The organism is Halorussus litoreus (assembly GCF_003382685.1).
GTDB lineage: Archaea > Halobacteriota > Halobacteria > Halobacteriales > Haladaptataceae > Halorussus > Halorussus litoreus.
In genome coordinates, this window is the sequence record NZ_KZ859520.1 from 1 (window position 1) to 23,589 (window position 23,589).

Below are 23,589 nucleotides of genomic sequence, written 5' to 3' on the forward strand. Positions count from 1 at the left end.
GCCGCGCCGACGCGCGACCGCTGGCAGACGTGGCGCGAGCAGTGCCAGCAGTGGAAGGCCGAGTACCCGATGGACTACGCCACGCCCGACGACGAGCCGCTCAAACCGCAGTTCGTCGTCGAGGCGTTCGACGAGGCGACCGACGACGACGCCATCGTCACCACCGGGGTCGGTCAGCACCAGATGTGGGCGCTCCAGTACTGGTCGTTCACCGAGCCCCGGACGTGGGTCTCCTCTCACGGCCTCGGTACGATGGGGTACGGCCTGCCCGCGGCCATCGGCGCGAAGATGGCAGCTCCCGACCAGCAGGTCGTCAGCTTCGAGGGCGACGGCTCGTTCCTGATGACGATTCAGGAGCTCGCAGTCGCGGTCCGCGAGAACCTCGACGTTACCGTCGCGGTGCTCAACAACGAGTACATCGGGATGGTCCGTCAGTGGCAGGACGCCTTCTTCGAGGGCCGCCGGTCGGCCTCCGAGTACTCGTGGTGTCCGGAGTTCGACACGCTGGCCGAGGCGTTCGGCGCGAAGGGGTTCGCCGTCGAGGAGTACGACGAGGTGGCCGACACCGTCGCGGCCGCGCTGGCCTACGACGGTCCGTCGGTCGTCGACTTCCGCATCGACCCGGCCGAGAACGTCTACCCGATGGTCCCCTCGGGCGGGGCCAACGGCGAATTCGCACTGTCGGAGGACCAGCTATGAGTTCGGGACAAAATCAGACGAGTTCCGAGCGAGAACAGACGGGGTCCGAGCGAAGACGGAGTTCGGAGCGAACGAACGGCGGGCTTGCCGGCCCCTCGCCCGAGAAACGACCCCAGCCCGAGGGGCGGCGAAACAAGCAGGGCGTGCGAATCGACCCCGTGGTCGAGGCCGAGCAGGACACCAGGTCCGCGGTGGTCTCCGCGCTTGTCGACCACGAGCCGGGCGTGCTGGCCCGCGTCTCGGCGCTGTTCTCCCGGCGGCAGTTCAACATCGAGAGCCTCACCGTGGGGCCGACGACCGTCGAGGGGAACGCCCGCATCACGCTGGTCGTCGAGGAGACCGACGCCGGCATCGAGCAGATCAAAAAGCAGGTCGCGAAGCTCCGGCACGTCATCGAGGTGGGCGAGCTCGACGACCACGCGGTCCGTGCCGAACTCGTCCTGCTGAAGGTGCGGGGCGAGAACCCCGACGAGGTCCACGCCATCACGCAGATGTACGAGGGCCAGACGCTCGACGCCGGCCCGCGAACCATCACGGTCCAGATCACCGGCGACCGGGCGAAGATCGACGATGCGGTCGACGCGTTCCGGCAGTTCGGCATCATCGAGATCGCCCGAACCGGCCAGACCGCGCTCGCCCGCGGGGACACGCCGACGACGCCCGGCGAGGAGCCGGGCCACGCGAAGAACTCGGACGACGACGGAGCGGAATCGACCACCGACGGAACGAATTCGACGAACGACGCGGCGAACGGAGAACACGATTCACGATGACAGACGAAGTTCAATCCACAGTTTACTACGACGCGGACGCGGACAGCCAGTACATCACCGACAAGACGGTCGGAGTCCTCGGCTACGGGAGCCAGGGCCACGCCCACGCCCAGAACCTCGCCGAGAGCGGGGTCGACGTGGTCGTCGGCCTACGCGAGGACTCGGCCTCGCGCGACGCCGCCCGCGAGGACGGCCTCCGGGTGGGGACGCCGGCCGAAGCGGCGCGCGAGGCCGACGTGGTGTCGGTGCTCGTGCCCGACTCGGTCCAGCCCGCGGTGTACGACGAGGTGAAGGACGAACTCGAGCCGGGCGACACGCTCCAGTTCGCCCACGGGTTCAACGTCCACTTCGAGCAGATCTCGCCGCCCGAGGGCGTGGACGTGACGATGATCGCGCCCAAGACGCCGGGCCACCTGCTCCGGCGCAACTACGAGAACGACCAGGGGACGCCCGCGCTGCTCGCGGTCGATCAGGACGCGACCGGCGAGGCCCAGCAGGAGGCGCTCGCCTACGCCCAAGCGTTAGGGTGTACGCGCGCGGGCGTAGTCGAGACCACGTTCCGAGAGGAGACCGAGACCGACCTGTTCGGCGAGCAAGCGGTCCTCTGCGGGGGCCTCACCTCGCTCATCAAGACCGCCTACGAGACGCTAGTCGACGCGGGCTACTCGCCCGAGATGGCGTACTTCGAGTGCCTGAACGAGACCAAACTCATCGTCGACCTGCTGTACGAGGGCGGGCTGGCCGCGATGTGGGACTCGGTGTCCGACACCGCCGAGTACGGTGGCCTGACCCGCGGCGACCGCGTGATCGACGAGTCCGTCCGCGAGAACATGGAGGAGGTGCTCGAAGAGGTCCAGAACGGCGAGTTCGCCCGCGACTGGATCCTCGAGAACCAGGCCGGACGGCCGTCGTACTACCAGCACAAGAACGCCGAGCGCAACCACGACATCGAGGCGGTCGGCGAAGACCTGCGCGAACTGTTCGCGTGGAGCGAGGCGCAACGCGCCTCGGAAGACGAGAGCGGTGAAACCGCGAACGACGACGACGAGGACGCGGAGGAATCGCCGAGCGACTCCGAGAAAGCGACCGCGGACGACTGACCGAATAATAACGAACGAGACACGATGACCCGAACGAACCCGAGCCACCGACGAACGCAAGACGACGCGACGACCGACCGACCCGCAGACGGCCGAGCACTGGCCGACGTGAGCCACACCCACCCGTACGGCGACCACGGCGCGATAAACCGACCGTTCCAGCGCGGCCCGACAGTGGTGGCCGACGGTGGCCACCGCGACGCGGTCGACGAGGACGAGGGAGTGGCGGAAGACGAACAGGCTGCCGACGAGAGCGAGGACGAGCCCGCCCGCACGCGCCTGAAGGACGTCGACCACACGCCGCCGTACAGCGACGGCGAGGAGGTCGACCGCGTGTTCGAGCGCGGCGGAACGGAAGAACCGGTAGCGAACGAAGAGTAATCGCGGACGCCACGACGACACAGACACAGGACGACACGATGGACGGATTTTTACACGATACGGCGCGTTTCGGGAGGTATCGATGAGCGAAGGAACACTGTACGACAAGGTGTGGGACCGCCACAAGGTGACGGAGCTGCCGACCGGTCAGGACCAGCTGTTCGTGGGCCTCCACCTCGTCCACGAGGTGACCAGCCCGCAGGCGTTCGGGATGCTCCGCGAACGAGGGCTCGACGTGGCGTACCCCGAGCGCACCCACGCCACGGTCGACCACATCGTCCCGACCGACGGGCGCGAGCGCCCCTACGAGGGCGCAGCCGAGGAGATGATGGCCGAACTGGAGGAGAACGTCCGCGAGGCGGGTATCGAGTTCTCCAGTCCGGACACCGGCGACCAGGGCATCGTCCACGTCGTCGGCCCCGAGCAGGGACTCACCCAGCCCGGCACGACCGTGGTCTGTGGCGACAGCCACACCTCGACCCACGGTGCGATGGGCGCGCTCGCGTTCGGCATCGGCACCTCCCAGATCCGGGACGTGCTGGCGACCGGCACCGTCGCGATGGAGAAGAAGGACGTGCGCCGGATTCGGGTCACCGGCGAACTCGGCGACGGCGTCGAAGCCAAGGACGTGATACTGGAGATCATCCGCCGGCTCGGTACCGACGGCGGCGTCGGCTACGTGTACGAGTACGCGGGCGAGGCCATCGAGAACCTCGGCCTCGAAGGCCGGATGAGCATCTGCAACATGTCCATCGAGGGCGGCGCGCGAGCGGGGTACGTCAACCCCGACGAGAAGACCTACGAGTGGCTCGAAGACACCGACGCCTTCCGGGACGACCCCGAGAAGTTCGAGCGCCTGAAACCCTACTGGGAGTCCATCCGCTCGGACGAGGACGCCGAGTACGACGACGAGGTCGTCATCGACGGCAGCGCGCTCGAACCGATGGTGACGTGGGGAACCACGCCCGGACAGGGCGTCGGCGTCACCGAGCCGATTCCGGCTCCCGAGGACCTGCCGGAAGACAAGCAGGACACCGCCCGGCGCGCGCAGGAGCACATGCGCGTCGAGCCCGGCGAGACGATGGCTGGGTACCCAATCGACGTCGCCTTCCTCGGTTCCTGTACCAACGCGCGGCTGCCCGACCTCCGGCGGGCGGCACGCGTCGTCGCCGGTCGGGAGGTCCACCCGGACGTGCGCGCGATGGTGGTTCCGGGGAGTCAGCGCGTCAAAGCCGCCGCCGAGTCCGAGGGGCTGGATCAGGTCTTCCGCGACGCCGGGTTCGACTGGCGCGGCGCGGGCTGTTCGATGTGTCTCGGGATGAACGACGACCAGCTGGAAGGCGACGAGGCCAGTGCCTCCTCGTCGAACCGCAACTTCGTCGGGCGACAGGGGAGCAAGGAGGGTCGGACGGTGCTGATGAACCCCCAGATGGTTGCCGCGGCCGCAATCGAAGGCGAGGTGACCGACGTGCGGGAACTGGACGAGCGCGAGCTTCCGGAATCGGCCTCGACCGACGCGGAGGTGGCCGAGCGATGACTGGAGACGAGACCGCTATCGAGACGGTCGAGCGCGTCTCGGGTACGGGCATCCCGGTCCGGGGCAACGACATCGACACCGACCAGATCATCCCCGCGCGATTCCTCAAGGTCGTCACCTTCGACGGGCTGGGCCAGTTCGCGTTCCACGACGTCCGATTTACGGACGACGACGAGCCCAAGGACCACCCCTTCAACGAGGACCGCTTCCGGAACGCGTCAGTGCTGGTCGTCAACTCGAACTTCGGCTGTGGCTCCTCGCGCGAGCACGCCCCGCAGGCGCTCAAGCGCTGGGGCATCGACGCCGTGGTGGGCGAGAGCTTCGCGGAGATCTTCGCGGGCAACTGCCTCGCGCTCGGCGTCCCCACGGTGACTGCCAGCGCACGGGAGATCGAAGCGCTTCAGGACTTCGTCGACGAGAATCCGGACGGCGAGATCGAAGTGGACGTGGCCGACGAGAGCGTGCGCTACGGCGCACCCAACTCCGAGCACCACGAGATCGACGCGACGGTCGACGAGGCCCAGCGCAAGGCGCTCGTCGAGGGCGTCTGGGACACGACCGCGCTGATGAAGTCGAACGCCGGGGCGGTTACCGAAACAGCCAGGAGTCTGCCCTACGTGGAGGAAGCAGAATGACGACCAATGACGGCGGTGCGAACTCTGACCGCGAGCGAATCGCAGTGATTCCCGGCGACGGCATCGGACAGGAGGTCGTTCCGGCCGCGCGCGAGGTGCTGGAGGCGGTCGGACCCGAGTTCGAGTTCGTGGCGGGCGAAGCGGGAGACGCCGTGCGGGACAAGACCGGCGAAGCGCTGCCCGACGAGACGCGAGAACTCGCGGCGGGCGCGGACGCGACCCTGTTCGGCGCGGCGGGCGAGACCGCGGCCGACGTGGTGCTCCCGCTCCGGAACGCGGTCGGCTCGTTTGCCAACGTCCGACCGGCCCGCGCCTACCCGGGCGTCGATGCGCCCCATCCCGAGACCGACATCGTGTTCGTCCGCGAGAACACCCAGGGCGTCTACTCGGGGCACGAGACGGACGTTGCGCCGGGCGTAACCACGCTGACACGGGTGATTACCGAGTCGGCGTCCCGGGAAATCTCGCGTTACGCCTTCGAGTACGCCGCGGAACGCGGCGAAACTGTCAGTCACGTGACAGTTGCTCACAAGGCGAACGTGATGCGCAAGACCGACGGCCTCTTCCTGGAGACCGCCGAGGCGGTCGGCGCGGAGTACGACGTGCCGTACGACGACGCGCTGATGGACGCGCTGGCGATGCACCTCGTCCAGCGCCCGGAGGACTACGACGTGGTGCTCTGTCCGAACCTCGCGGGCGACGTGCTCTCGGATCTGGCGGCGGGCCTCGTCGGCGGGCTGGGCCTCCTGCCGAGCGCGAACGTGGGCCGCGAGGGCGGACTGTTCGAGCCGGTCCACGGGAGCGCGCCCGACATCGCGGGCGAGGGCGTCGCCAACCCCGCCGCGACGATGCTGTCGGCCGCGCTGCTGCTGGAACACCTTGGCTACGACGAGGCTGGCCAGCGCGTGCGCTCGGCGGTCGAGGGGACGCTGGCCGACGGGCCACACACCCCGGACCTCGGCGGGAGCGCGACGACGCGCGATGTGACAGACGCGGTGGTCGCGCGGCTGGAGTAGCGACGACGGTCTAACCCGGACAGAATCGAACGGCGTCGGCGCGGCGAGAATAGCAGTCGTCCGGCGGAGCGGTTATCGGAGCGGTTCGCGCCCGCCGATGAGGTTCGTGGTGTCGACCTCGTCGGCGCGCGCCCCGCCTTTCTTGACCTCGGTGGCTGTCATGCACTCGAGACAGCCGAACACCTCATTGTGGTTGTTCCCGAAGACGCGTGCGAAGTCCCGCGTCACGAAGGAACCGCAGCTCTGGCACCTGTTCTCGGCCATCGTGTCGTCGCCGTTGGTGAGTCTGTTGTCGGTAGTGGTCATGCCTGCCTCCTCGGCGATAGATACACGCCATCCTATCCACTTTGTTATCCAGTACCTACACCCCCGTAATCAAGCGTTGTCGCCGCCGGTAACTACGTATTACGTCGTCTGACGTTCGTCACACGCTCCGAAAGGTGGCGTAATTTTAAGTCGTCTGCCTGAGAACTGCGTCGGCCTAACTTCCTCGCCCCGTCGGCTTAAGGTGGTCGACGGCTTACGCGGGGCCGATGCCAGACGTACAACTCGACGAGGAGACCATCGAGCGCCTCGACAGCCTGCGGGTGGAAGACGAGTCCTACGACGAGATCGTCAGCGAACTCATCAACATCTACGAGGCCGAGGAACGCACCTTGTTCCACGGCGGCGACTACAGCGGGGATTAGTCCACAGTCGACGCGCTCGAAACGGTCGAAACGAAGTCAACGGTGTGTCGTCCCCCGTCGAGTTCTGACTGCGCTTCGCTCGTGACCGAGGCGCGCTGATTTTCACGGGCCCGCAGGCGCGTGACGACTTCACTTTCCGCCTCACACTTCACTTTCCGCCTCACTTTCAACCCCGGTGCGCGTCTGGGCGCGGCGCACGCGTGCGCCGCGCCCAGACGCGAGCCGGTCGGGAGGCCGAGTTATCGCGCGCCAGTCGAGAGGCCGAGTTACCGCGAGTCGGACGGAAGACCGGTTACCGCGAGTCGGACGGACGGAGAAGTGAGCGCGCGCCGAACAGAAGACGAGTCGCCCTCGTCGACCTTCAACTCAGGCCAGCGACTCGGTCGGCGGCTCGGCGTCGACGATCACGAGGTCGCGCCCCCGACCCGCGCGGTCGAACGCCGCCAGCGACGACTCCTCCCACGGCGGGACCGCGACTAATACCGCCTCGTGGAGGTCGTCGGTTTTCGACACGTCGAGGTTCCCCCGGGGATGGGAGACGAACCGGCCCTGCGTCTGTCCGGCCGGAACCGAGAGGTCGACGCCGAACACCGCGGTGATTGACCGCCCGGTCTCCGGCGGGTAGAAGTGCGTGAACACGGGCGCGTCCGGCGGCGCGTCCACGACCCCGTCGAACTCGCCCGCGGGCGTGACCGCGAGCGAAACGGTCAGTTCCTCCGGCTCGGCCTCCGCCGCGAGGTCGAGTAGGACGGCCACCAGTCCCCGGGTTACGTACACCACACGTTCCGTTCGCCCGCCGCGGGTAAAAGCGATGCTGCTCCGGCGGACTCCCGCTCCGCCGAAACTCCCTATCCGGACACGGAACTACCCCGATAGGAAACTCTGGAGGGTCTCGACGTACAACCGAGGGGCCCGCCGTCGCGCGCCGTCGAGCGCGTCCGCGAGCGCCCGTGCCGCGCCCTCCTGCACGCCCGCGCCGTGGCCGACCAGCACCCGCTCGGGGCCGAGCCCGCGCAGGGCCGACGGCGGCGTGAGCCGGATCATCGGGTGGACGCCGAGCCGCTCGCTCTCCGTGGTGAAGTACGAGGAGTTCCCGACGCTCTCGGGGACCACCAGCGTTCCGGACTCGTCGTCGTACAGCGCGGCCTCCTCCCAGCCGAACGTGTCGACGACGGTCAGGAGTCGGTAGTCAGTGTCCGGCAACCGGGTGTCGAACCGGCGGAGCGGCGCGTCGAGGTCAGGAATCGAGTCGAACCACGCGGGGACGTACACCGGGACGTCGTGGCGAGCGGCGATCTCGTCGGCGTCGCGGTAGTGGCGGCTCAGGAGCACGACGACCCCGGCCACGTCGCCGAACTCCGCGATCAGGTCGTCGAGGCCCGCCGCGTCGACCGGGTCGACGAGCCAGACGCCCGACTCCGACGCGAGTGCGTGGCTCGCCCGGCGCATCGATTCGCCGGGGTGAGCGATCCACCCGACGCCGCCGTCCCACCGGTCGATCTCCTCGTAGTCGGTCGCCGGGTCGGTCTGCTTCATCGGCATATCAGTCCCTTTGACCCGTAGCCCCAAAGTTCCCATCGTAGCGGTACATCGACGAGGCGTTCCCATCCTCGACGAGGCGTGCCCCCTCCACAGAGTTCACCCACCGGGGTTTAAGCGCCGGGCGGGCGTAGCCCGCGCCGATGCTCACGGGACTGGACCGGCTGGCGCTCGAAGCGAAGTACCTCGACCGCGCCCGGGAGTTCTACGCGACTCACCTCGACCTCCCCGTGACTCGCGAGCGCGACGGCGAGGTCGTCTTCGACGCCGGCGGGACGGATTTCGTGCTCCGAGAGCCCGGCCCGGTCCCCCGCGGCGGAGTCCACACCCACTTCGCGTTCGCCACGCCGCCGGACTGCTACGACGACTGGTACGACCGACTCTCGGCCGAGTTCGACCTCGCGGAGTTCGACTTCGGCGGCTCGAAGTCGCTGTACTTCTACGACCCGGACGGCAACTGCGTCGAGATCGGCGGCTGCGGCGAACACGAGGAGCGAAGCGACTTGAGAAAAGCGAGCAGAGAGGAAGAACCCGCGAGCGACGCCCTCATCACGGATATTTTCGAGGTCGTGCTGGAGGTCGAGGACCTCGCTCGCGCCGAGTCGTTCTACCGCTCGCTGGGCTTCGAGCCGGTCGACCGCGGCGACCAGCGCCGCCGAGTCCGGCTCGGCGGTCCGGTCGCGCTCGAACTCTGGGAGCCACAGCTCGGCATCGCGGACGCTCGGGGCGGCCTCCACGTCGACCTCGGATTCGCGACCGAGGACCCCGCCGACGCGGCCGACGCGGTCCGGGAGGACGCTTGTGAGGTCTCGCAGGTCGAAGCTGGCGTGCGCGTCCGCGACCCGGACGGTCACTACCTGACGTTCGGTTGAGCACCGGCCTTTACACTCCGGGTTACTCGATGCAGAGTCGGTTCCGTGCGGGGCCCTCGAATAGGGCGAGTCCGCTACTCGTCGGTGCCGACCGGCGTCTTCACGATGGTCACCGGCCGCTCGGACATGTGCGCGACTCGTTCAGCGACGCTGCCCAGCAGTCTGCGGTACTCGCCCGGCCGGTTCTTCGATCCGACGACCGTCAGCCCCACGTCTGCCTCCTTGGCGCACTCCAAGATCTCTTCGTGGGGCACGCCGTGGCGGACGACGGTCTCGCAAGGGACGCCCGCGCTACTGGCGGCGTCGGCGATGCGTTCGATGGCCTCGTTACCGGCGCGTTCGAGTGCGTTTTCGAGCCCCTCGAACTCGTGGACGTACTCGTCGCCGGGGTAGGAACTGTACGCCTCGGCGTCCACGACGTAGAGCGCGTGGAGTTCGGCGTCGTAGCGGTCGGCGGCGTCGAGCGCGTGCTCGATTGCGTGGTCGACTCCGGTGCTCATGTCGGTGGGAGCAGGATTCTGTCGTACATGTGAGACTCTACGCACGGAGGTATCGAAGAACGTGTCCCGATTGTCACCGAATGGAAACGGTCTCACAGGTTCTGCTCTGCAACGACATCCGGCGCGTAGACCGCTTCTCGGCCGCGCGTAGAACACTTCCCCGGCCGCGCGTAGACTACTTCGCCGACTGCGCGGAAACCACTTCTCGGTCGCGGGGAGGCCGCTCTACTGCCGACCCGATTCAGAGCCTGCTCGAATCCACGTTCACGTTCGCAGGACTGACGATGAGAAAGTCCCGGAAGTGGACCAGATTCCCGCCGCGTTCCTTGACCAGTTGGGCGAGGTCGGCCGCGAGTTCCGACAGTTCGCCCTCGATCGCCAGCACGAGCACGTTCCCTCGGTCGATCACCTCGAACCACTCGCGCTCGTCGGTCGTGCCGTCGAGCGCGCCGAGGACGATCCGGCGGTCGCCCTCCCCGTGCCCATCGCCGTCCTCGGCGTCCTCTATCTCCTGCTCGACAGTCTGAAGGTCGAGGTCGAAACCACTTGCCATACCCGCCCGGTCGAACTCCCCGGGCAAAACACTTACTCCACGGCAGGTCGACTCATTCCTCGCGTCAGTTGTTCACAAACCCCTCATCTTTAAGACAACGGCCACAAGAGTTATTAAGTAGTTTTCTATTGGCATTTTTTAGACAGATTCAATGCATTCGGCGGAGACGTAAAAATCGTCATGGTACAGCCCACGACTCGCGACTCGATGGCGGAGTACCTCGAAGCACACCCCCGGATGATGGGCGCACTGTTCACCATCGGTCTCCTGTTGATGCACGCGGGCAACGTGGCCGCGAACGGCGCGAGCACGAATGCGGGACCGTAGTTCAGAATTCGGTTACGGATAGTTCGTCGCTCCACCGAAGTTTTCCGTCGAATTCGACGGGGAGGACTTCTAACTCGAAGAACGACCGCAGGTCATCGGCACTCAGTTCGTACGAGTCGACCACTCCCGATGCGATGTACCGCTCGCTCACGTCACCGATATTCGGTTTCTGCATCGAGCCCAACCCGTGACTGGGGCTCGGATACGTCCTGAAATCCACATCGTATCGGCCGGAGTCCAAAGTCTGCACCTCAAGATGGAGCGGACTTCCGCTCTCGCTCTGACACAGCGTCAGTCCGCCGTCGCCGACCGTCGTGTACTGGTAGGCGGGCGCGACGGTGTCCTTCACGATGGACAGCGCCACGCGGAGCGGGAATCCGCAGTTGAGCAGGCGAGCCAAGGTCCGGCCGATCTCGGTGGCGACGCTGTTGGCGACCTCCGAGAGGGTGACGACGCCGCCGTAGCTCCCCGCGCCGACCAGCGCCTCGCCCTGGGCGTACGACCGGCAGGCGTTGAGCACGAACGCCTTCACGTTCACCTCCTCAACCGTGCTGGCGTCGAGGTGGCCGTCGGGACAGCGCATGCCCGCGTCGTCGACGTGGCCCACGTAGTGGAGGAAGTCCACCGACCGACCCAGCAGGTCGGCGAGTTCGTCGGTCGTCAGCCCGTAGTGGACCGACACGTCGAACCGGAGCAGGTCCCGGAGGCCGTAGAACTCCTCGACCACGCCCTCGGCAGTCATGCGCTCGTCGTTGCAGACCACGTGGATCTCGATGCTGGACTTGTCGGGGGTCGAGCGCTCGACTCGCCGCCGGTACGCCTCGACCGTGGCCTTGTTCGCCCCGACGGGGAACCCCTCGCCCACCCACGCGTGCTCGACGGTGTCGGTGGGTTCGGGCGTGAAGATGTCGTCCTCCGAGGAGTCGACCGGCGCGGCGTCGGTCGTGCTTCGGGTGAAGTCGTCGGTCTCGACGCCGGCGGAGCCGTCGACCGCGGGTCGCCGACTGTCAGCGTCCCCGTCGCCGCGGAAAAAGGCCCCGAGCGGATCCGGGGTCGCCGAGACCGACGCGTCGGTCGGGTGCTCCGGGCACCGAATCAGCGCGAGATCGCTCGCCACGAACGGGAGCACCTCCGCGTTGTCCGGCGTCGCCATCACGTCGGTCGTGAGGTTCCAGTCCGGGACGTGCTCCGCGACAGTCTCGAACGGCACCGAGAGGTAGGCGGCGAGTCGTTCGGCGGGCGAGGCCTCGTACAGCGCCGCGAAGTCCAGGTCCACGAGCGGTTCGACCGCTTCGCGCTCGTGGAGGTCTACCCTGTAGTAGCCCTCGGTCCGGGTCACGCAGTCGAAGAAGAACGCCTGCCGGAGCACGCGCCCGAGCGTGGCCTCGTAGCCCGGCGGTCGGTCGAGGTCGTACGCGAAGCCCTCGTCGGTGACCAATCGGGGTTCGTCCGCGGGAACCACCGCTGCGCCGAGGTAGTACGCGAGCGACGCCGCGGGGTAGACGTGCTCATAGTCGGCGGGCAGTTCGAGCCGGATACCGGTGTCCGGCGGTTCGATGTTCTCGGGCGCGTGGAACTCCTCGCCGACCTCGACCAGCGGCGGGTGGCCTCGGAGGGTGGGAAAGCTCCGCTCGGGCGAGGTGGTTTTGAGCGCCGATCCGAGATGGGAGATGGCCCGCATCGCGCCCTCGGGGTCGGGCGTCGTGGTGATCGTGCCCGCGGGCCGGTCGTGAAACGAGCGCGCGCCCATCCGAACCTCGGTCGGGCCGTCGAACGCGACGGTGACCGACGCCTCGTCGTGGCGCACGTCGAGCGCGCTCTCGACCGAGAGGTACAGCTTCATCGGCGCGGTACTGAGTTCCACGTCGTACGCGTCGGGCGCGAGCGAACGGTCGGCGTGGTCGGCGTTGTCGGCCACGAGGTGGCCCTCTCGCGTTCGTACGAGGACGTTCGCGAGCTTCGGCACCTCGACGGCCGTCGTCTCCACGGCGACGGCGGCGTCCACGGGGAAGTAGAACGCCCCGCGGTCGCCGGGCGTCGGCTCGGCGGACCTCGGTTCGACGGGCGTGGGTTCGACCGGGGTAGCTGTGTGGAGCTCGAAGCGGGCGTTCTCGATGGAGTCGCGTATCTCGACGCAGGTCGGATCGGCGGTCACCGCGAACGTGGGACTCATGGTTCGCTCAGAGGCGCACCCAGTCGGTCGTCTGGTCGTGTTCGGGGACGTGCCAGCGCTGCTCGGTCGGGAGACCGTCCCGCTTGCGGAGCTCGATGCGTGCGTCGAACAGCGGCGACAGTCGCTCGACCAGCTCGTCGTCGTCCGGTCGTGGCAGGTGGTAGTGGGCCATGCCGTGGACGCCCCGGACCATCGCGCCCACCGCGCGGACGAACCGGGCGACCTCGCTCGGGCCGTGCACGTGGGCCAGCCGGTCGAGCGACGACACGGAGAGCCGGAGGTCGGCCGACTCGAGCCCACCGGTCCAGTCCTCGAAGTAGTCGATGGCGAGGACGATCTCCTCGCGCAGGCGGTCCAGCGCATCATCGTCGGCGACGCCTCCAACTTCCGTTTCGCTCGGAAGCTCGAAGTCCCCGCTCCGGGCGTGCTTGGGCACCGAGCGCTGGTGGGTCTGCTGGTCGATGACCCACACGTCCGGCCCGTCGGGGTCGACGCCGGGCGGCAGTCGGGTCGAGACGTTCCCGGTCCGGGAGTCGGCGAGCGCGACCACCCGCTTACGGTCGGCGTCCGGCGATCCGAGGAGCGTGCGCGTCGCGTGCTCGGACACGTCCTCCGACACGGGGCCGGTCACGAGGAGGTTGCAGCCCTCGGACTTGAACCGTTTCAATGCCGCGTGGAACTCGTCGGCCGAGGAGTCCCCGCGGAAGGTCGCCCGCTCAAGTGACATCTCGTCCCACACCACACGGGGTGTGGAAATAAAATTTTGTATTCGAAAGGGTTACCACGAGTTCGTTCGAACCGGGGATTTCCAAACGACCCTCGCTCACAGTTCGGCCCGGGTGGTCGCTCCAGCGGTTCGGTCCTTCTCTCGGCCGATGCGTCAGTCCTTCTCGTACTCGCGCTTGAAGCCGCGGAACTCCGTCCGGTGGGCCTCTTCGTCGGCGAGGACGGTGACCGCAATGTCCTCGGTGACCGGGTCGTCGGCCTCGGTGGCTGCCGAGATGAGGTCGCGGTACGTCTGGATGGCGTCCTCCTCGGCGTCGAGCACGCCGTCGATGACCGACAGTACGTCGGTGCTGTCCTCCGGCGGCTGGAGGCTCTCCTGTCGGGCCTCGAAGTCGTAGGAGGCCGGCGGACGCTCGTCGAGTTGCTTCAGCCGGTTGCCCAGCATCTCGGCGTGGCCCAGCTCTTCCTGAATGTCGACTTCGAGGCTGTCTTTGACCTCCTCGGCGCTCACGCCGTCGAGCACGATGGAGTTGGTGAGGTAGTTCATCACAGTCTCGATCTCGTCACTGTACGCCTTCTTCAGCAGGTCGGTGACTTCCTGGTTCGTCATGCGTCCGGAACTACGGTCGCTAACCCCCTTATCGTTGTGGTCGCGGCGGTGAGAGCGGTCGGCGGCGCCTTTTCGGGGTCGGTACGTCGCTCTCGATTCGTTGCTCTGGCTTCGCATGTGCCGTCTGATTTTTTATTCGGCGCGCGCTGGCTCCTCTTCTCTGACCGGCGCGATAGCGTCCACAGCCACCCGGTACGCGTTGCTCGCGCGCCGGTGGTGAATGATATTCCTGTCTCGAGTCTCAGCCAGTGAGCCAGCGATCCTCGGATGAAGATCAAATTCAAATCACAATCGCTCGTCCACGTGCTCGGAAGCCTTCAGCGCGAGCGCAGCGATGGTCAGCGTCGGGTTCATCGCGCCGCCGGTCACGAACGCGCTGCTCGACGCGACGGCGAGGTTCCGCAGGTCGTGGGCTCGCAGTTGGGCGTTCACCACGCTCTCGGCCGGGTCGGTGCCCATCCGGGTCGTGCCCATGTGGTGAAAGGCCGGGCCGGTCGCCTCCGGGCCGACGGTCCACGACACGTCCGCGCCGAGTTCGTCGAGGACCGCGCGCTGAATCTCGTTCGCGCGGCGGATGCTCGCGGCCGTCCGGTCGTCGACGCGCCAGTGGACCTTCGGCACCGGGTTCCCGTGGTCGTCGGTGGTCGAGGGGTCGAGTTCGACGCGGTTCTCCTTCCGCGGGCGCTGTTCGACCAGCCCGCCCATCGCGATGGAATTGCCGTAGCCCTCGCGGAGCGTGTCGAGCAGGTCGTCGCCCCACTCGTCGCCCGACAGCGCCATCTCGACCGGCGAGGGGCCGGCGTAGTTCAGGAACTCCAGTTTGACCGCGGCGGGGTCGGCCGGGGCGTCGTCCCACGCCGGAATCCCGCCGGCAGTCCCCTCGGTCGCGCGCGCCGGGTCGTCGTAGAACTGGTGGGACTCGCTGGTGATGAACCCGACGTGGTTCTGGCGCGTCCGCCGGTCGAGCGTGCCGCCCGCGCCGGCGAACAGGTGGTCCATGAAGTACCGCCCGACAGCGCCCGAGGCGTTGGCGAGGCCGTCGGGAAATTCTTCGGACTTCGACAGCAGGAGGAGCCGCGGAATCTCGACCCCGCCGGCCGCGAGGACGAACTCGCGGGCCTCCTGCCGATGCGTGGTTCCGTCGGGCGCGGCGTAGACGGCCGCGGTGACGCGCTCGCCGGCGTCGTCGTGAGCGAGGCGTTGGACCGGGACGCGGTCGATGACTCGCGCACCCTCCTCCTCTGCCTTCACAACGTGGTGGTCCGCGGAGTACTTCGCGCCGGAGGGACAGACCGGCTTACAGGTGCCGTAGCCGACGCAGGGGCCTCGGCCGTCGTAGGACTCGGAGTTACGGGCGTTCGGCACCGAGTGGGTCGTCACGCCGAGTTGCTCGCAGGCCGCGGCGAAGATCGAGTCGCTGTGGGAGGGCTCGAACCCCGGCAGAGGGTACGGCTCCTCGCGCGGCGGCGCGAAGGGGTTGTCGTCGGCTCCCGCCACGCCCAGCGCCCGCTCAGCTTCTGCGTAGTACGGCCGGAGGTCGTCGTAGTCGATGGGCCACGACTCGAAGTCCGACTCGTGGAGGCGCATCACCATCCCCTGCCAGTGGAGCGTGGTGCCGCCCACGCCCTTGACCCGCGCCCGATTCAGCGGGTAGAATCGCTCGCCGGCGGAGCTGTACGCGTCGCGCGGGCCGCCCATCTCCCACACCGAGAGCGGGTCGTGGCCCGGGCGGATCGCGCGCTCCATCCGGCGCTCGCGGTCCTCGAAGTCGAACCGCTCGCCAGCTTCGAGGACGACCACGTCGTGGCCCCGGTTCGCGAGTCGGTGGGCCGCGAGCGCGCCCGCGGGCCCGGCCCCGATCACGCAGACGTCCGCGCGCTCGGACGGGACTCTATTAGTCTCACCACTCATTCCCGCGGCCCCCGCCGATAGCTGTCGGCCCCGCCGGGGTGGCCCTGCGGGTTCTCGAGGCCGACGAGTTCGCCGCCCGTCGGCGAGGTGTACAGCGCGTACAGCAGTTCGTTGACGACGTAGAAGCGGACTCGCTCGGGGTCGGCTCCCTCGGGGTCGGGATTCGTCGCGTCGACGGCCATCTGGTCGAGCACCGACTCGCGGGTCTCGGCGTCGAGGTCCCGGAACGCGGCGTCGTGCCACGACCGCGCGTGCTCGTCGAGCGCCGCGAGCGCGTCGACCATCCCCTCGCGGTGCTCGGGGCGATCCGCGGTGCGCCCGAGCGCGTAGGTTCGCACGAACTCCTCGACGCCTGAGACCCCGGAGGGGTAGACCACGTCGGCCACCGCGAGCAGGGTCGCCAGTCGGTCCTCCGCGAGGGGGTCGGCTTCCCCGTCGCCGGACGCCCTCTCGTCGTCACCGCTCGACGCTCCACCGCCGAAGGGCGTCCCGTCGAGCGCGCCCTCCTCAACGTCGGTGGTGAGGACAGCGCCACCCCCGACGGCGACGCTGCTCGCGGCCAGCGCGGCCAGCGCGTCCCGGCGACTGAGTTCCATCACGCAGAGTTAGGCAAGCCTAAAACTTAGGGGTTGCCATGTGGTTCGGTGGCTGGCGTGGCTGGAACGGTGTCGTAGAACTATCCCCGAGTGACCGCTATCGGAATTCACGCTCTTTATTCGAGCGACTCGGCTTAGCAGGAATACATTTACCAGGGGTGACATCCAAGGAACACGATAGGAGACTACAATGAGCGACCTACTCCGAAAGGCGGGCCGGTATCTCGACGACCACTGGGTTCTGAAGTGGTTCGTCGTCCCCGTCCTGTTCATGGCGTCGATCCTGTTCGTCGTCGGCGTGCTGGTGTCGCGGGCCAGTTCGTTCGAGATACTCCAGCTTGCAGGACTGTTCGTCGCGTTCTCGCTGGCGGTCGTCGTGCTCGGGCTCGTCCTCGATAAAGCCTTCCACCGCATTACCGGCTGGAACCTGTTCGAGACGTCCAACGAGCACGACCGCGGATGAGGACCCGAATTACGACGTTTCTCGTCTCCGGTTAGAAAACGGAACCGTCCCGCTACCTTTTAAGTGAAAACCAGCCGTAGCTTCGGTCGTATCCATGAAGCTCACGTACTACGGTCACTCGACGTATCACGTCGACGTAGACGGGACCGAACTCCTCATCGACCCGTTCTTCGACAACCCGAAGACCGACACCGATCCGGAGGAACTCGACCCCGACTACGTCCTGCTCACGCACGGTCACGCAGACCACATCGGCGACGTGGACCGCTACGAGGGCACCGAGCTCGTGGCGACGCCGGAGGTCGTCTCGTACTGCCGCGACGAGTACGGCGACTTCGACGCGGTCGGCGGCATGGGGATGAACCTCGGCGGCACCGTCGAGTGCGACGACGCGTACGTGACGATGGTCCGGGCCGACCACACGAACGGGCTGGACACCGACTACGGCGCGACCGGCGGGATGCCCGCCGGATTCGTGATCAGCGACACCAAGCCGACGCAGGTGTCCGACGAGGAGAGCATGACCTTCTACCACGCGGGCGACACCGCACTCCAGACCGAGATGCGCGACGTCATCGGCTCGTTCCTCGAACCCGACGTGGCCGCGGTGCCCATCGGCGACCACTTCACGATGGGGCCCGCGCAGGCCGCCATCGCGGTCGACTGGGTCGACGCCGACTACGCGGTGCCGATTCACTACGACACGTTCCCGCCTATCGAGCAGAACCCCGACGACTTCCGGCGCGAGGTCGAGGCCACGGGCAGCGACGCCGAGGTCCGGGTACTCGACGGCGACGAGACGTTCGACCTCGCGGACGAACTGGACTACTGAATCGCCCGGTCGAACACCGTCTCTACTTCAGTCTTCGTGGTTTCGCTCGGAAAGCAATACTTAGGGAGTTGGCGGGCGACAATTGGCACGTATGTCCAAGCAAGTCACGACCGTCTCCGAGGAGGGGTACGCGTCCGACAACAGCGTCCGCGACTTCGACCTGACCATCGACGCCACGGGCGAGGAGGGCCCCGACACGCTCGAAGCCCTGCTGGCGGCGTACGGCTCCTGCTACGTCCCTGCCCTGCGCGTCGGTGCCGAGCAGCGCGACGTCGGCGACCTCGGCCGCGTCGAGATCGACGTGAACGGCGACCTGAACGACGACGACAAGCTCGCGGCCGTCCAGTTCCACGTCCGAACAGATGCCGAGATGGACGACGGGCAGGCCGAGGCGGTCGCCGAGCGCGCGAACGAACTCTGCAAGGTCCACGACGCGTTGAAGGCCGAACTGGCGGCAGAGATCGAGATCGACGGCCACGCTGTCTGAGAACGCCGGTTTTCGAGTCCGACGAGCCCGCGATTCCATTTCTTTCCCGCATCCACTCGCCAGTCACTCCGTAGCTGTCGCTCCGGAACTGTCACTCTATAGCTGTCGCCCCGAAGCGGTCGTGCGACGGGTGTTATCCCACAGCTTCTCCGCGTCCGCCCCGCGAGCGCCGCCGAACAGGAAAACCCTCATACCATCTCCTGCCGAAAGGTCGCTCATGACCGAACGCGGATGGCAGGACCTCGTCGTCGGGGACCGGATGGCGGTCGACCAGGAGTTCGCACAGCGGGTCACAGACTCGCAGTTCTCCCGGCAGGAGTGGGGTCTCATCATGACCGCGGTGGAGTTCGAGATCGAGAACCCTGGCGACGACGAGCAGGCGCGCATCGTCGCCGACACCTCGAAGATCGAGCAGGTGATGCCCGAACTGGAGAACATCCGCGACCAGATGGGTGCGATGGGCGGCGCGGGCGCAGGCGGCGGTCAGTCCGGGGGCGGCGGCGTCTTCGACTCGGTGAAGGACGCGCTCGGCCTCGGCGGCGGTGGCGACGACGGCGTCGACCAGGACCGCGTGCAGGCGGCCGGACGGCTCGCCCAGGAGTACGCGGGCGAACTCCAGCAGCGCCTCGAATCCCAGGGCAAGTGGGCGCAGGTCCGCGAGGCCGCCAGCGAATGAGCAGAGGGTATCACGGATTCGGAACGCAGCGATGAAGTTCACGCCCGGCGCGTGGCGGTACGCAGCCCCAGCGTTCGCGCTCGCGATCCCCGCCGTCGTCCTCACGCCGTTTGCCAGTCTCGCGGCAATCGCACTGGGGGTCGCCGTCCTTCTCTTCCACCGCGACCCGGAGCGCTCCCCGCCCGCGGCGGGCGCGCTCGCCCCGGCCGACGGAAAGGTGTCGGTCGTTCGCGAGGAGAACGTCTCTGGCGAGGAAGACGACCGAGTCCGCATCGGCGTGTTCATGAACGTCACCGACGTCCACGTCAACCGCGCGCCGCTGGGCGGTCGAGTCGAGGCGGTCGACCACGAACCCGGCAAGCATCGCCCGGCGTTCTCCAAGGAATCTGACCGCAACGAGAAGGTCCACGTGCGTTTTACCGGCACCGACGGAATCGACGACCACGAGGTGACGCTCATCGCCGGCGCGTTCGCCCGGCGCATCCACCCGTACGTCGAGCCGGGCGAGGAACTCGTCCGCGGCGAGCGACTCGGCCACATCTCGTTCGGGAGTCGCGCCGACGTGTTGCTTCCGGCGTCGGTCGATCTGGCGGACGTGGCAGTCGAGCGCGGCCAGACGGTACGGGCGGGCGAGACGGTGCTTGTCGAGGAGTCGGCGCTGAATCGGTAGACGGGTGAACTCTCTCGACGAGATTCTACGGAACGATTCGCGGAGCTACGGTATCGAATAATCGACGAAGCTAGCTACTGCTTGCGCCTCGGAGAGACCGCACCGCGACAGCACCGGCAGAGCAAGCTCTGCCAAGCCTGCGCTCACATTCGTTCGCGCAGACACCGCGACCGCAGGCCTCAGACCTCCCCAGCCTCCTGCGGTCCTCGGTCTCCGCTTCGCTCCGACCTGCGGTCCTCGTCCCTCGCGCGATTTGGCGGGGCGCACGACAGCGCCCCGCCAGCGCGCGCCGAGTGGTCTGTCGAACGTAGCGCACGCTCGGGGGACTGTCGAACGCAGCGAACGCTTGGGGAGAACGCAGAAGGTAGCAGAGAGCGACTGTTCAGCAGGCGTTACTCCAGATAGCCGAGTTCGCGGAGTTGGCCCGTGATTTCCTCGAACTCGGCCTCGGTCAGCTTGCCCTGCTTCTGGTGCTGGATGACGATACTCCGGAGCAGGAAGCGCACGAGGTCGCTGGTGCTGGAAAAGCTGGTCCCATCGATGGTCTCGTCCACGCGGTCGGCCAGGTCCTTCGGAATCGAGACCGTGGTGTACTCGGTCATGCACGGGATTGGGTCCGCCCGCCGGATAGATGTTGCGTCCAGTCGGCCCGCGATGGCGGCTACATTCCCATGTCGGCGGCCGCGTCCGGGACCGGCAGGTCGTGCGGCGCGACGCCGAGCAGCTCCCCGGCGTGGTCGAGCGCCATGTCGAAGCCGTAGTAGCGTTCGAGTTCGTCGCCCTCGACGGTCGGCCGGACCTTCAGCATGGCGTACCCCTCGACGTTCTGAGCGATAACGGCGGTCGCGCCGTCCGAATCGAACGCCAGCACGCGCTCGTCGTCGGTCTCGTAGTACCGGGCGGTGACTCCACCCGCCGTCGCCTCCTCGTTCGTGGCTTCCTGCTCGGTCATGGTAGAGGGTTCGAACCCCCTACAGTCGAAGCTACCGGTTCGCGGTCGTGGCGGGATTCGCGGTCGTAGCTGGATTCGCGGTCGTGGCGGGATTCGCGGTCGTAGCTGGATTCGCGGTCGTGGCGGGATTCGCGGTCGTGACGGAGGTCGCGAGAATTCGGAGAAGTCAGCCTCGAATTGTTATCGGCGTCAGTCCGCGAGCCGGTAGTACACCTCGGGCTCGCCGTCCGGCCGGTCGAGTTCTTTCCGCTCGACCATGCCCTCCTCGACGAGTTCGTCCAGCGCCTCGGAGACGTCGTCGATCACGATGCCGCTCGCGGCGAGGTCGCCGACCACGTCGAGGAGCTGATTGGGGAGGTTCGCCAGCGTTTCGCGCACGGTCGTCGGCGAGGCCGTCTCGCCGAAGTCCACGCCGCGGACGATCTCCGCGCGGGTGTAGGCCCCTCCGTGGTTGTCGCTCAGGAAGCTCACCACGAGATCCTTCTCGGTCTCGTACTCGCCGACCGCGGTCGTCTCGGTGTATCCCTCCTCGGCGTCGATCTCGCCGTCCGTCCACTCCGATTCGGTGACAGGCATGGTTGTTCGACTCGGATGACACGTCAAAGCCCTTTCGGAGCGACCGCGGAACAGGTTCGGCGCGGGGCGTCCGGCGAACGCGAAGCGCAAACGTCGTGGTGGTTCGCCCCGAGCGTCCGACCATGACCAAGTGGCTCCAGAGCGGCCGTCGGCGCGATATCTGCGTCCTGCTGTACGAGGCCGAGACGCTCCGCGGCCAGCGCCTCAAGACCAACCTCGAAGACCACTACGACGCCCGGATCGACTCGCAGTCGTTCTACGGCGCGATGGAGTCCCTGGAGAGCAAGGGGTTCGTCGAGCAGCGCACGGACGGCATCCACGACGCCTACGCGCTGACCGACGCCGGCGAACGGCGCGTCGAGGCACACTTCGAGTGGATGCGCGAGAAGGTCGAATAGCTTCGTCAGCTGGAAACCGCCAATAAGAGCCCAACAGTTAGCACCCCAGACGTGACGAGGAAGCCGGCCACGACGACGGGAACACCTCCACCCACCGAGGGGAACCGCTCGGCACCGACCACCGCGAGTGCAAACGCCGCTACGACCGCGGGGAACCAGAGCAATCGAACCCGAAGGAGCGACCGAAGCAGTCGCGTCACTCCAGCAGTTCGTTCGCGATGGTGTTCCGGAGCACCTCGCTGGTGCCCTCGTAGATCTCGTTCAGTTTGGCGTCCCGGTAGTAGCGCTCGGCCGGGAAGTCCTTCGTGTAGCCGTAGCCGCCGTGGATCTGGATGCCCTCGTTGGCGACCTCACGACTGATCTCCGAGGCGCGGAGCTTCGCCTGTGCGGCCTCCTTGATGTAGTCCTCGCCGCGCATCTTCAGGTCGGCCGCGCGGTGCATCAGCAGCTTCGCCGACTGGACCTTGGTGTCCATGTCGGCCAGCTTGTGCTGGATGGTCTGAAACTCCGAGATGGGCTGGTCGAACTGCTCGCGGTCCTGCGAGTATTCGAGCGCGTCCTCCAGCGCGGCGCGTGCGAGGCCGATGGAGCGGGCGGCGATGGTGATACGACCGCCGTTGAGCGTCTTGAGCGCGTGGACGAACCCGCGGCCCTCCTCGCCGAGCAGTCGGTCCTCCGGGATGCGCATGTCGTCGAAGCGCAGTTCCGCGGTCGGACAGCCCTTGTCGCCGAGCTTGTCCTCTGTGCCCTCGACGTGGAAGCCGTCGTCCTCCTCGGGCCGGACGACGAACGACGAGATGCCCCTGTTGCCGGCGTCGGGGTCGGTCTTGGCGAACAGGGTGACCGTGTCGGCCACCGAGCCGTTCGAGATCCAGAGCTTGCCGCCGTTGACCACGTACTCGCCGGCGTCTGCGTCGTACTCGGCGGTGGTCGTCATCGCGGGCACGTCCGACCCTGCGCCCGCCTCCGAGAGTGCGAACGCGCCGACGTCCTCGCCACGGTTGAGCGGCGTCAGGTACTCCTGCTTCTGGTCCTCGTCGCCGAACTCGTAGAGCATGTTGCCCGCGAGGCTGGTGTGGGCCGCGACGACGGTGCCGAGCCCGCCCGAGCCTCGCGAGATCTCTTCGAGGCCGATGGCGTACGAGTGGTAGTCGAGCCCGGCCCCGCCGTACTCCTCGGGGAACGGCATCCCCATCAGACCGAGGTCGGCCATCTGGTCGACCAGATCCTGCGGGAACTCGTCGTTCTCGTCGATCTCGGCGGCGCGGGGCTTGATCTCCTCGTCGGCGAACTCCGCGACCATGTCACGGATCTGCTTCTGCTCCGGCGAGAGGCTGAAGTCCATGTGGGTGAAATTCGGGGGAGTCGTCCTTTACTTTTCCCTTCGGAGCGCTCACCGGTCGGCCGTCGAGTCAGCAATTAGCCATCGTCCACCGCTTCCGCGAGGACGCGCTCGACGAACTCGCCTTTCGCCTCGGTGTAGCTCGCCCGGTCGTCGGGATACGTCTCGGCCAGTTCGCGCTTGAGTTGCCCGTACTCGGCCGCGACCTCGGGATTGGCTCGCAGGTAGTCCCGGAAGGCGACCTGCTCGCGGTAGCAGTCGCTGTCGCGCTCGCAGAGCGAGAGGTAGTGAGTCCGATTCGTCCGCGGTCCCTTGGCGAAGAACAGTCGGTCCGCGACCGCGTCGTTGGGTCGGTACTCGTAGCCGTGATCTTCGAGAACGGGAACGAGCTCGACCGCGTCGTCGAGTTCAGTGACCACGGCGATCATGTCCACGATGGGTTTCGCCGGGAGGCCGTCGACCGCGGTGCTCCCGACGTGTTCGAAGTCGCGGGGGGGGGGGGGGGGCGCGCGCCCCCCGCCAGCGACGGCGGGGGGCGGCGGCGGGGGGGGGGGGG

At 67.4% G+C, this 23,589-nt stretch carries 30 protein-coding genes and 1 pseudogene; 16 read left to right on the forward strand and 15 right to left on the reverse strand.

What is annotated here, in order from left to right; genetic code table 11:
- The 7 genes from DPQ64_RS08730 to DPQ64_RS08760 form a co-directional block, all read left to right on the forward strand.
- Window positions 1-699 (forward strand): thiamine pyrophosphate-dependent enzyme (locus tag DPQ64_RS08730; protein ID WP_232820524.1); only part of this gene is annotated, 699 nt, incomplete at its 5' end.
- A complete protein-coding gene (gene ilvN, locus DPQ64_RS08735; RefSeq protein WP_115863972.1) occupies window positions 696-1,472 on the forward strand; it encodes an acetolactate synthase small subunit in 777 nt (258 codons plus the stop codon). The genes DPQ64_RS08730 and ilvN, both read left to right, overlap by 4 nt.
- Window positions 1,469-2,572 (forward strand): ketol-acid reductoisomerase, encoded by a 1,104-nt coding sequence (gene ilvC, locus DPQ64_RS08740; RefSeq protein WP_115863973.1) that lies wholly within the window; start codon window positions 1,469-1,471, stop codon window positions 2,570-2,572. The genes ilvN and ilvC overlap by 4 nt, the downstream gene beginning before the upstream one ends.
- Before the next feature lie 24 nt (window positions 2,573-2,596).
- Window positions 2,597-2,953: a hypothetical protein gene (locus tag DPQ64_RS08745; RefSeq protein ID WP_232820525.1), complete on the forward strand. Its 357-nt coding sequence runs from the start codon at window positions 2,597-2,599 to the stop codon at window positions 2,951-2,953.
- An 82-nt stretch (window positions 2,954-3,035) separates the two neighbouring features.
- Entirely contained in the window at window positions 3,036-4,490 is a 1,455-nt protein-coding gene (gene leuC / locus DPQ64_RS08750) for a 3-isopropylmalate dehydratase large subunit (protein ID WP_115863974.1), read from the forward strand.
- Complete coding sequence (gene leuD, locus DPQ64_RS08755; protein WP_115863975.1) at window positions 4,487-5,125, forward strand: 3-isopropylmalate dehydratase small subunit; 639 nt, start codon at window positions 4,487-4,489, stop codon at window positions 5,123-5,125. Before leuC ends, leuD begins: the two co-directional genes overlap by 4 nt.
- Window positions 5,122-6,141, forward strand: coding sequence for an isocitrate/isopropylmalate dehydrogenase family protein (locus tag DPQ64_RS08760; RefSeq protein WP_115863976.1), 1,020 nt, complete (start codon window positions 5,122-5,124; stop codon window positions 6,139-6,141). Before leuD ends, DPQ64_RS08760 begins: the two co-directional genes overlap by 4 nt.
- Window positions 6,142-6,213: 72 nt before the next feature.
- Here the strand turns inward: DPQ64_RS08760 and DPQ64_RS08765 are convergent, their stop codons facing one another.
- Entirely contained in the window at window positions 6,214-6,447 is a 234-nt protein-coding gene (locus DPQ64_RS08765; protein ID WP_115863977.1) for a DUF7563 family protein, read from the reverse strand.
- A gap of 227 nt (window positions 6,448-6,674) precedes the next feature.
- Here DPQ64_RS08765 and DPQ64_RS19195 point away from each other — a divergent pair, with 227 nt between their 5' ends.
- On the forward strand, window positions 6,675-6,830 hold the full coding sequence (locus tag DPQ64_RS19195) for a DUF7557 family protein (protein WP_198662066.1): 156 nt from the start codon (window positions 6,675-6,677) through the stop codon (window positions 6,828-6,830).
- A 366-nt stretch (window positions 6,831-7,196) separates the two neighbouring features.
- Here DPQ64_RS19195 and DPQ64_RS08770 read toward each other — a convergent pair whose 3' ends face one another.
- Window positions 7,197-7,610, reverse strand: coding sequence for a hypothetical protein (locus DPQ64_RS08770; protein WP_115863978.1), 414 nt, complete (start codon window positions 7,608-7,610; stop codon window positions 7,197-7,199).
- 84 nt (window positions 7,611-7,694) lie between these two features.
- A complete protein-coding gene (locus DPQ64_RS08775; RefSeq protein ID WP_115863979.1) occupies window positions 7,695-8,372 on the reverse strand; it encodes a hypothetical protein in 678 nt (225 codons plus the stop codon).
- 140 nt (window positions 8,373-8,512) lie between these two features.
- On the opposite strand from DPQ64_RS08775, the gene DPQ64_RS08780 reads away from it, so the two are divergent.
- A complete protein-coding gene (locus DPQ64_RS08780; protein ID WP_115863980.1) occupies window positions 8,513-9,241 on the forward strand; it encodes a VOC family protein in 729 nt (242 codons plus the stop codon).
- Window positions 9,242-9,315: 74 nt separating this feature from the next.
- On the opposite strand, the pseudogene DPQ64_RS08785 reads toward DPQ64_RS08780, so the two are convergent.
- Together DPQ64_RS08785 and DPQ64_RS08790 are read right to left on the reverse strand one after the other, a co-directional pair.
- Window positions 9,316-9,770 (reverse strand): annotated as a pseudogene (locus tag DPQ64_RS08785) (universal stress protein).
- A 212-nt stretch (window positions 9,771-9,982) separates the two neighbouring features.
- Window positions 9,983-10,294, reverse strand: a complete 312-nt coding sequence (locus DPQ64_RS08790) for a DUF5779 family protein (RefSeq protein WP_115863981.1) — start codon at window positions 10,292-10,294, stop codon at window positions 9,983-9,985.
- Between the two features lie 180 nt (window positions 10,295-10,474).
- Here DPQ64_RS08790 and DPQ64_RS19200 point away from each other — a divergent pair, with 180 nt between their 5' ends.
- Entirely contained in the window at window positions 10,475-10,621 is a 147-nt protein-coding gene (locus tag DPQ64_RS19200) for a DUF7503 family protein (RefSeq protein ID WP_198662067.1), read from the forward strand.
- Window position 10,622: 1 nt separating this feature from the next.
- Here DPQ64_RS19200 and DPQ64_RS08795 read toward each other — a convergent pair whose 3' ends face one another.
- The 5 genes from DPQ64_RS08795 to DPQ64_RS08815 form a co-directional block, all read right to left on the reverse strand.
- Entirely contained in the window at window positions 10,623-12,794 is a 2,172-nt protein-coding gene (locus DPQ64_RS08795) for a hypothetical protein (protein WP_115863982.1), read from the reverse strand.
- Window positions 12,795-12,801: 7 nt separating this feature from the next.
- Entirely contained in the window at window positions 12,802-13,521 is a 720-nt protein-coding gene (locus DPQ64_RS08800) for a DUF7504 family protein (RefSeq protein ID WP_115863983.1), read from the reverse strand.
- A gap of 153 nt (window positions 13,522-13,674) precedes the next feature.
- A complete protein-coding gene (locus DPQ64_RS08805; RefSeq protein WP_115863984.1) occupies window positions 13,675-14,130 on the reverse strand; it encodes a ferritin-like domain-containing protein in 456 nt (151 codons plus the stop codon).
- Window positions 14,131-14,415: 285 nt separating this feature from the next.
- On the reverse strand, window positions 14,416-16,041 hold the full coding sequence (locus tag DPQ64_RS08810) for a GMC family oxidoreductase (protein ID WP_115863985.1): 1,626 nt from the start codon (window positions 16,039-16,041) through the stop codon (window positions 14,416-14,418).
- Entirely contained in the window at window positions 16,038-16,637 is a 600-nt protein-coding gene (locus tag DPQ64_RS08815) for a gluconate 2-dehydrogenase subunit 3 family protein (RefSeq protein ID WP_115863986.1), read from the reverse strand. The genes DPQ64_RS08810 and DPQ64_RS08815 overlap by 4 nt, the downstream gene beginning before the upstream one ends.
- A gap of 190 nt (window positions 16,638-16,827) precedes the next feature.
- On the opposite strand from DPQ64_RS08815, the gene DPQ64_RS08820 reads away from it, so the two are divergent.
- From DPQ64_RS08820 to DPQ64_RS08840, 5 genes are all read left to right on the forward strand, one after another.
- Complete coding sequence (locus tag DPQ64_RS08820; protein WP_115863987.1) at window positions 16,828-17,100, forward strand: hypothetical protein; 273 nt, start codon at window positions 16,828-16,830, stop codon at window positions 17,098-17,100.
- A 94-nt stretch (window positions 17,101-17,194) separates the two neighbouring features.
- Entirely contained in the window at window positions 17,195-17,932 is a 738-nt protein-coding gene (locus DPQ64_RS08825) for a metal-dependent hydrolase (RefSeq protein WP_115863988.1), read from the forward strand.
- Between the two features lie 91 nt (window positions 17,933-18,023).
- Window positions 18,024-18,419 carry an OsmC family protein gene (locus DPQ64_RS08830; RefSeq protein WP_115863989.1) on the forward strand — a complete coding sequence of 132 codons (396 nt, stop codon included), beginning with the start codon at window positions 18,024-18,026 and terminating at the stop codon, window positions 18,417-18,419.
- A 217-nt stretch (window positions 18,420-18,636) separates the two neighbouring features.
- Window positions 18,637-19,095 carry a DUF5799 family protein gene (locus tag DPQ64_RS08835; protein WP_115863990.1) on the forward strand — a complete coding sequence of 153 codons (459 nt, stop codon included), beginning with the start codon at window positions 18,637-18,639 and terminating at the stop codon, window positions 19,093-19,095.
- 31 nt (window positions 19,096-19,126) lie between these two features.
- Window positions 19,127-19,765, forward strand: coding sequence for a protein sorting system archaetidylserine decarboxylase (locus tag DPQ64_RS08840; RefSeq protein WP_115863991.1), 639 nt, complete (start codon window positions 19,127-19,129; stop codon window positions 19,763-19,765).
- Between the two features lie 392 nt (window positions 19,766-20,157).
- On the opposite strand, the gene DPQ64_RS08845 is transcribed toward DPQ64_RS08840, so the two are convergent.
- The 3 genes from DPQ64_RS08845 to DPQ64_RS08855 all read right to left on the reverse strand — a co-directional run bounded on the left by DPQ64_RS08845 (window position 20,158) and on the right by DPQ64_RS08855 (window position 21,293).
- Window positions 20,158-20,367, reverse strand: a complete 210-nt coding sequence (locus tag DPQ64_RS08845; protein ID WP_115863992.1) for a ribbon-helix-helix domain-containing protein — start codon at window positions 20,365-20,367, stop codon at window positions 20,158-20,160.
- A 59-nt stretch (window positions 20,368-20,426) separates the two neighbouring features.
- Window positions 20,427-20,717 carry a DUF7111 family protein gene (locus tag DPQ64_RS08850; RefSeq protein ID WP_115863993.1) on the reverse strand — a complete coding sequence of 97 codons (291 nt, stop codon included), beginning with the start codon at window positions 20,715-20,717 and terminating at the stop codon, window positions 20,427-20,429.
- A gap of 189 nt (window positions 20,718-20,906) precedes the next feature.
- Window positions 20,907-21,293, reverse strand: coding sequence for a hypothetical protein (locus DPQ64_RS08855; protein ID WP_115863994.1), 387 nt, complete (start codon window positions 21,291-21,293; stop codon window positions 20,907-20,909).
- 122 nt (window positions 21,294-21,415) lie between these two features.
- Here DPQ64_RS08855 and DPQ64_RS08860 point away from each other — a divergent pair, with 122 nt between their 5' ends.
- On the forward strand, window positions 21,416-21,691 hold the full coding sequence (locus DPQ64_RS08860; RefSeq protein ID WP_115863995.1) for a helix-turn-helix transcriptional regulator: 276 nt from the start codon (window positions 21,416-21,418) through the stop codon (window positions 21,689-21,691).
- Between the two features lie 196 nt (window positions 21,692-21,887).
- Here DPQ64_RS08860 and DPQ64_RS08865 read toward each other — a convergent pair whose 3' ends face one another.
- Window positions 21,888-23,036: an acyl-CoA dehydrogenase gene (locus tag DPQ64_RS08865; RefSeq protein ID WP_115863996.1), complete on the reverse strand. Its 1,149-nt coding sequence runs from the start codon at window positions 23,034-23,036 to the stop codon at window positions 21,888-21,890.
- A 74-nt stretch (window positions 23,037-23,110) separates the two neighbouring features.
- Window positions 23,111-23,589, reverse strand: a 479-nt coding sequence (locus DPQ64_RS08870; RefSeq protein WP_232820527.1) for a GrpB family protein, incomplete at its 5' end; no start/stop codon positions are given.

Coding starts and splice junctions, on each gene's coding strand:
- ilvN (WP_115863972.1), top strand. CDS start 696: ATGAGTTCGGGACAAAATCAGACGAGTTCCGAGCGAGAACAGACGGGG.
- ilvC (WP_115863973.1), top strand. CDS start 1,469: ATGACAGACGAAGTTCAATCCACAGTTTACTACGACGCGGACGCGGAC.
- DPQ64_RS08745 (WP_232820525.1), top strand. CDS start 2,597: ATGACCCGAACGAACCCGAGCCACCGACGAACGCAAGACGACGCGACG.
- leuC (WP_115863974.1), top strand. CDS start 3,036: ATGAGCGAAGGAACACTGTACGACAAGGTGTGGGACCGCCACAAGGTG.
- leuD (WP_115863975.1), top strand. CDS start 4,487: ATGACTGGAGACGAGACCGCTATCGAGACGGTCGAGCGCGTCTCGGGT.
- DPQ64_RS08760 (WP_115863976.1), top strand. CDS start 5,122: ATGACGACCAATGACGGCGGTGCGAACTCTGACCGCGAGCGAATCGCA.
- DPQ64_RS08765 (WP_115863977.1), bottom strand. CDS start 6,447: ATGACCACTACCGACAACAGACTCACCAACGGCGACGACACGATGGCC.
- DPQ64_RS19195 (WP_198662066.1), top strand. CDS start 6,675: ATGCCAGACGTACAACTCGACGAGGAGACCATCGAGCGCCTCGACAGC.
- DPQ64_RS08775 (WP_115863979.1), bottom strand. CDS start 8,372: ATGCCGATGAAGCAGACCGACCCGGCGACCGACTACGAGGAGATCGAC.
- DPQ64_RS08780 (WP_115863980.1), top strand. CDS start 8,513: ATGCTCACGGGACTGGACCGGCTGGCGCTCGAAGCGAAGTACCTCGAC.
- DPQ64_RS08790 (WP_115863981.1), bottom strand. CDS start 10,294: ATGGCAAGTGGTTTCGACCTCGACCTTCAGACTGTCGAGCAGGAGATA.
- DPQ64_RS19200 (WP_198662067.1), top strand. CDS start 10,475: ATGGTACAGCCCACGACTCGCGACTCGATGGCGGAGTACCTCGAAGCA.
- DPQ64_RS08795 (WP_115863982.1), bottom strand. CDS start 12,794: ATGAGTCCCACGTTCGCGGTGACCGCCGATCCGACCTGCGTCGAGATA.
- DPQ64_RS08800 (WP_115863983.1), bottom strand. CDS start 13,521: ATGTCACTTGAGCGGGCGACCTTCCGCGGGGACTCCTCGGCCGACGAG.
- DPQ64_RS08805 (WP_115863984.1), bottom strand. CDS start 14,130: ATGACGAACCAGGAAGTCACCGACCTGCTGAAGAAGGCGTACAGTGAC.
- DPQ64_RS08810 (WP_115863985.1), bottom strand. CDS start 16,041: ATGAGTGGTGAGACTAATAGAGTCCCGTCCGAGCGCGCGGACGTCTGC.
- DPQ64_RS08815 (WP_115863986.1), bottom strand. CDS start 16,637: ATGGAACTCAGTCGCCGGGACGCGCTGGCCGCGCTGGCCGCGAGCAGC.
- DPQ64_RS08820 (WP_115863987.1), top strand. CDS start 16,828: ATGAGCGACCTACTCCGAAAGGCGGGCCGGTATCTCGACGACCACTGG.
- DPQ64_RS08825 (WP_115863988.1), top strand. CDS start 17,195: ATGAAGCTCACGTACTACGGTCACTCGACGTATCACGTCGACGTAGAC.
- DPQ64_RS08830 (WP_115863989.1), top strand. CDS start 18,024: ATGTCCAAGCAAGTCACGACCGTCTCCGAGGAGGGGTACGCGTCCGAC.
- DPQ64_RS08835 (WP_115863990.1), top strand. CDS start 18,637: ATGACCGAACGCGGATGGCAGGACCTCGTCGTCGGGGACCGGATGGCG.
- DPQ64_RS08840 (WP_115863991.1), top strand. CDS start 19,127: ATGAAGTTCACGCCCGGCGCGTGGCGGTACGCAGCCCCAGCGTTCGCG.
- DPQ64_RS08845 (WP_115863992.1), bottom strand. CDS start 20,367: ATGACCGAGTACACCACGGTCTCGATTCCGAAGGACCTGGCCGACCGC.
- DPQ64_RS08850 (WP_115863993.1), bottom strand. CDS start 20,717: ATGACCGAGCAGGAAGCCACGAACGAGGAGGCGACGGCGGGTGGAGTC.
- DPQ64_RS08855 (WP_115863994.1), bottom strand. CDS start 21,293: ATGCCTGTCACCGAATCGGAGTGGACGGACGGCGAGATCGACGCCGAG.
- DPQ64_RS08860 (WP_115863995.1), top strand. CDS start 21,416: ATGACCAAGTGGCTCCAGAGCGGCCGTCGGCGCGATATCTGCGTCCTG.
- DPQ64_RS08865 (WP_115863996.1), bottom strand. CDS start 23,036: ATGGACTTCAGCCTCTCGCCGGAGCAGAAGCAGATCCGTGACATGGTC.